The sequence below is a fragment of the Methylobacterium sp. WL7 genome, assembly GCF_008040085.1.
GTDB classification, from domain to species: domain Bacteria; phylum Pseudomonadota; class Alphaproteobacteria; order Rhizobiales; family Beijerinckiaceae; genus Methylobacterium; species Methylobacterium mesophilicum.
Genome location: NZ_VRVG01000209.1, coordinates 1 through 5,551 on the forward strand (window position 1 = coordinate 1; position 5,551 = coordinate 5,551).

4 protein-coding genes are annotated in these 5,551 nt (G+C 66.0%); all 4 read right to left on the bottom strand.

The features are described from left to right. Window positions 1-156: 156 nt before the first annotated feature. On the bottom strand, window positions 157-1,104 hold the full coding sequence (locus FV233_RS27905; RefSeq protein ID WP_147899463.1) for a zincin-like metallopeptidase domain-containing protein: 948 nt from the start codon (window positions 1,102-1,104) through the stop codon (window positions 157-159). Window positions 1,105-2,572: 1,468 nt separating this feature from the next. Beyond that, window positions 2,573-3,118 (bottom strand): carboxymuconolactone decarboxylase family protein, encoded by a 546-nt coding sequence (locus tag FV233_RS27910; protein ID WP_147853645.1) that lies wholly within the window; start codon window positions 3,116-3,118, stop codon window positions 2,573-2,575. Between the two features lie 213 nt (window positions 3,119-3,331). Further along, the gene (locus FV233_RS27915) at window positions 3,332-4,261 is read right to left on the bottom strand and encodes an SMP-30/gluconolactonase/LRE family protein (RefSeq protein WP_147853646.1); all 930 of its coding nucleotides are present in this window, start codon (window positions 4,259-4,261) and stop codon (window positions 3,332-3,334) included. 20 nt (window positions 4,262-4,281) lie between these two features. After that, window positions 4,282-5,551: MFS transporter (locus tag FV233_RS27920; RefSeq protein WP_147899464.1), on the bottom strand; the 1,270-nt coding region annotated here is incomplete at its 5' end.

Consider the following 5,551-nt stretch of genomic DNA (forward strand, 5'->3'; position numbering starts at 1 on the left):
CATGAGTAGTCTCCGGCTGGGGATTGGTCCCGCTCGGACGAATGGCCCGGGCGGGACGTAGACGCGGCGCGCTCGCGGCGTGGAATTCTATCTTCGGGGCGCGCCGCGGGCCGGATATACGGTTGCGGTCTTCGGGAGATGCTGCCCGGCAGCGTCTTAGATCTGGCCGATGAACGGCGCGGGGGCAGGGATGGACTGTCCGCCTTCCCTTGGCGAGGGTGACGAAGACGCGGCCGTGGCCGCGGGCTGCGGCGCGGCCAGGTAGTATGCCGCTCGCGAGGCCTGAACGGCGGCGGTCGAGAGCGCGCGAGGGTCGGCGCTTAGCAGTGGCGCCCAAGATGCGCAGTAGGAGGCGTGGTCGGGGTGGGGCGTGCGTGCGATGCTCAGGTCCGCCAGGACGAAGGCGGCACCGAGTTCCGCCACGAGCTCCTCGTCAGCGTAGGCGCGGGCGCCGAACCGGCCGGTGAGATCACGGGCGAGGCGGTGAGGGGCGCCGGTCCAATGGATAAGTTCGTGGACCAGCGTGCCAGCGTAGCCTGTGGACGTGTGGAAGGCGGTGCGGGGCGGCAGGTGGATCATGTCGGTGGCCGGGACGTAGCAGGCGCGGGTGCCGCCGTGGCGGATCGCGGCGCCGGTGGCGGTCACGAAAGCATCAAAGGCGGGTAGCGGCTCCGGTGGCGTGGCATTGCTGGGTAAGGCTGCGTCGGGGGATGGTTGAGCGGTGTCCACCTGGGCCGCGTTGAAGACGTAGGTGGCGCGAGCGACGAAGAGAGCACCGTCGTTCGCTTCAGCTTCACCGGCAACGGCGCCTCGAGGCAACTCCTTGTAGAACAGCACGAGCGTACCGCGCTCTGCCCGGCGGACTTGAGCGCCGAGTGCAGCCCATTGACGGTAAGTGGCCCAGCGCGCGTCGCTGTAGCCGTGGGTCTGCGCCGCACACCACAACGCCAGCACGTTGATCCCACGATAACGTCGGTGCGTGAGGGCGTTGTGGGGCATCGGGTCCGTGCCGTGCCAAGGTGGAGACCATGAAGCTGGGTCAGCGGTCTCGAGCTGCGCCAGGATGGTCGCGGCGAGGCGGGCGTGCAGGTCGTTGATGGGCATGAAGGGGCAGAGCTCCAGAGCAGCCGTGAGGATGGCGGCTTCGGGGCGGGGTTCCCGTAAATGCTTCGGCTGTTCACCGAAGCTTCCGGTCCGGGGCAACGGCGGTTGGCCAGAGCACCGTGCTGCCTGCCCTGCCCTGGATCCTGGTGGACGTTTGAGGGAGGCCGGCTTGCTGAAGGCAAGGCTTTGCCGTTGGGCGGCAAAGCCACGCTCCACCGAGGGGGTCCGGATCCCGGAGCCACGCCGTCGGTCGACCGGCGGATCGAGGTGCAACCTTGCAATAGGTAGGCCGGGGCTGTGCGGTCGGCCTTTACACACCGCTTCCCGTCAGCTTGGACGGCCAGCGCGAACGGACCCGTCCGCTCAATCCGCGGGGCGTCGGGGTCGTCCTGGAGGTCTGGGGCAACCCGTTCCCTCCATCCTGCAGTCCGACCGTATGAGCACGGACCGCTTTTCGCCGATGCCGTTCGGCTTGCGACCCGGCGATCCCCATCCCGCATGGTTGGCGGTGGAGGCTCGGGGCTCATAGGGAGCTGGCTCTTTTCTTTCGGCGGCTAAGAGCTTGTCTCTACCTAGTGCAGGTGGCCGACCGTTTCAGCTAGTTGAACGAGCAGAGGACAGACGACGAGCGGTCGCCTGGCTGTGGCGCTTCACCCTGACGGAGATGAGCTGGAGAGGTGAAAGAGAGGAGCGAGGGGAGATTGCCGCTGTCTATAGCGAGTTGAAATCAAGAGCTCGTGTGTGGAGGAGCAACCCATTTCTTGATCGGAGTGAAGCGCCGCTGATACACTGTACCAGCTGGATCTATATATAGTTTTGCTTTTCTAGATCAACAGGCTGCCTTCGCAGCGATTGCGTCGGCGTTTTTATACATATGAGTTACCGGGGCGCTGTCTAAAATGTCGTATCCAAAATGCGAACTTACGATCGCCTGAAATCTGGCAGAAATGTAGAGCTTGGCATGCCAGAGTAATGTAGCGCTGCCGTAACCCGAAAGCGGACGTTCGGCTTTGCGCCCATGCCGGACGCTTAATGGGCCATCACAATAGCTCGGAAGCGGACGTCGACGACAATCGCGGACGGTGCGATTCGCTCGCAGCATGAAGCGCAGGGCTCTCAAGTCTACGTCGGACCGACGCTCCATCCATGCAGAGTATCGGTCGGCCGAGGTTCAGCCCCGTTTGGCCGGCACATCATCGAACATCTCAGCGAAGCGTTCGTCCTCCCGTGCACACAACGCTCGGCCAGGTAAATATTCCCGACAAGCGATGCAGCGCCCAGGTCAACGCCGCCCGATCTGGGGCACCGTTCAGACAGATGCGGATCGCGTCGGACCGGTTGCGTGTGGCGACCCTCGCGCCGCGCCGGGCTAAGGTCACGGCCGTGGCCTTAGCATTGCTCCACCAGGGCTACTGCGAGCCGCAGCCGGTGATGAGCGCGACCTTGCCGTCGAGGGAGAAGGGGTCTGTCATCGGTCAGCCCGCCCCGCACGCATGTCGTCGGCGGAGCTGATGCCGAGCGCTTCGAGGAAGCGAGAGACCATGTTGTAGGCCCCGACCGTCGCGGTGAGCTCGACGATCGTCCGCGGGTCGAAGTGGGTGCGCAGGTCTGCGAACACGTCAGCCGGCACGTGGATGGTTCGGGTCATCGCATCGCAGTAAGCCAGGGCCGCGCGCTGCGCCGGCTCGAACACGTCTGATGCCGTCCAGTCGGGGAGGGCGTCGACCTGCGCTTGGTGCACCCCTTCGCGCAGCGCGATCGGGATATGCTGCTCGGCCTCGTAGGGTGCCCCGTTGAGGTGGGCGACCTGTAGGATCACGAGCTCGCGCAGGGCCCCCGGCACGACGCAGCGCTGGCGGATCGCGCTGAGGAAATGCAGCCAGCCGTCGGCTACCGACGGGCTGTGCAGCAGCATGGCGTAGAGGTGCAGCACCCCGCCGCGTTGGGCGGTGATGCGAGCGACGAGTTCGGCCGTTTCCGGTCGATTCGGATCCGCATAGGGGAGGTGGGCCATCTGTATCCACTCCGTGGGGTGACGCGGGGATCGCGGCGAGGCGAAGGCCGATAAGGATCTGCCGCGCGTCTTGGCGGCGTTCGGCGGCGGGACGACGCCCCGTGCGAGCCTCACGGATTATCCTCGGCCGTGGCGATCCCGGGTGTTTCGATTGGGACTGGCCGGCTGGTCTGCAGACCTCAGCTCCACCCGTGCGGCGCACAGGGCCAACGATCACACCTCGCTCTCGTGCGTGTGCGAGAACATAGTGTGCCCGGGCGTCTGCAGGTCAGCCCGTAGAATGACGCCTGAGCCAGACTCAGTGATGAACAGTGCTCGTCCATCCGCGCCGCCGAACGCCACGTTGGTAGTGTGCAGGCCGGCGCAAGAGGTTATGCGCAGCACCGGCTCCCCCGTGGCGTCGAACAGCCAGACGGCGCCCTTCCCGGCATGGGCGACGGCGATGCGACCCTCCGCGTCGAGGGCGAGCCCGTCCGGCCCGGCCCCGCCCGACATCTGGATGAAGGTGCCCACCTTGGCGGCCGTCCCGTCCCGCATCAGCGGGATCCGCCAGACCGCGTTGGCCCGCGTAACCGCCAGGTACACCGTGTCCTCAGTGAGGTTCATGACGAGGCCGTTCGGGCTTGGGATGCCGTCCAGGATGCAGGTCACGACCCCGTCCGCCCGAACGCGGAAGAGGCGTCCGCCCGGGTCCTGCCAGCCGGTTAGGCCCTGATCGGTGAAGTAGAGATCGCCATCGCGAGAGAAGAAGAGATCGTTGACGCCCCGGAACCGCTCGGGCCCGACCCGCAGGAGGAACGGCTGGACCGTGCCGGTATCCGGGTCGACGACCATGATGCCGTTCTTGTAGTCGGCGATGAATATCCGGCCGTCACGGTGGATCTTGAGGCCGTTCGGCCAACCATCGTACTCGGCCGCGATGGTGAAACCGCCGTCCGGCGCCACGCACAAGATGCGTCCGTTCGGGATGTCGACACACCAGAGATTGCCGTCAAGGTCGAAGGACGGCCCCTCCAGGAACGATCCGGTCGGCATGCGCCCCGGCTGCGTGCGGATCCACTCGTTCTCCGCCGTGGCCACCCGCCACGCCTCGGGGTAGGTGGCGAAGACTCTCGTTGGGCAGATAGGCGGGGCTGCGTACATCGTGACCTCCGTCTAAGAGTTTAAGCGCGGCGCAGCGCGGGGACGACCGCTGGCGCGGGGAGGTCGCCACCGATCGGGGCGTGCGTCAGGGTCAGCGTGATCACGGCCCCGGTCACCAGCAGCACGCCACCGGCCACGAAGGCGAGGTCGTAGCTACCCGTCGCCGCGATGATGTAGCCCGTGGCGATCGGCGCGATGAGGCCGAACATGTTCCCGCCGGTGATCTGGATCGCCATGGCCTTGCCAGCACTAGCCGGCGACCGCAGCAGATCGGCGGCCAGGGCGATATTGAGCGAGATGCCCGTCGCCAAGCCAGTCAGCGAGATGGTGATCAGGCCCAGGATCATCGGCGTGCTGTCGACGAACGGTGCCGCCAGGATCACGGCCGCGCTGAGCATCGACACGACGACGATGCGCCGCCGCCGCCCCGTGCTGGAGCCGCCCTCCGCGGCCAGCGCACGATCGCTCAGATGGGCGAGGACCCACGCCAAGACCGTTGCCGCGAAGTACGGGAACGCCGTGAACAGGCCCGATTTCACGATCGACATGTGTTTGACGTTGGCGAGATAGCTCGGAAGCCAGGTCAGGAACACGATCTGCGTGTAGACGGCGCAACCCTGCGTGACGGCGACGGCGATCATACTGCGCGAGCGCAACAGCACGCCGAACCCTTCCGCCGAGCCACCTGATTTCGCCCCGGAATCACGCGCCTGCAGGATGAAGGCGCGCTCGTCCTCGCCGACAAAGGTCGCCGTCTCCGGCCCGCGATACCAGACCAGCCAACCGACCAGCCAAACCAAGCCCAGCAAGCCGGCCGTATAGAACCCCCACCGCCAGCCGTGGACAGACACCACCCACCCGAGCAGCAAGGTCCCGAACGCAGGCCCCGCGTAGCCGCCGCTGTTGAGCATCGTGGCCGCCAGACCGAACTCGGATCGCGGCGCCCAATCCCGCAACACGCGACCGCCCGCTGGATAGGTGGACGCTTCCGCCGCGCCCATCAGCATGCGCGAGCCGAGAAGGCTGACGAAGCCGGACGCGAGCCCTGTGAGAATCGTCGCGCCGGACCACACGAGCACACCGACACCGTTGACCACCTTCGCCCCGTAGCGATCGGTCAGAAATCCGCATGGGATCAAGCAGACGACATACGTCCAGAGATAAGCTGAGAACAGGTAACCGACCTGCACCGGACTCAGATTGTATTCAGCCGCGATCGCCGGCGCCGCGACCGACAACGCGACCCGGTCCACATAATTGAAGACGACAAGCAAGAAAATGCCAATATAC

What these genes read in the sequence shown, in the direction of transcription:
- FV233_RS27905 (WP_147899463.1), bottom strand. Translation starts at nt 1,104, where the DNA reads ATGCCCATCAACGACCTGCACGCCCGCCTCGCCGCGACCATCCTGGCG.
- FV233_RS27910 (WP_147853645.1), bottom strand. Translation starts at nt 3,118, where the DNA reads ATGGCCCACCTCCCCTATGCGGATCCGAATCGACCGGAAACGGCCGAA.
- FV233_RS27915 (WP_147853646.1), bottom strand. Translation starts at nt 4,261, where the DNA reads ATGTACGCAGCCCCGCCTATCTGCCCAACGAGAGTCTTCGCCACCTAC.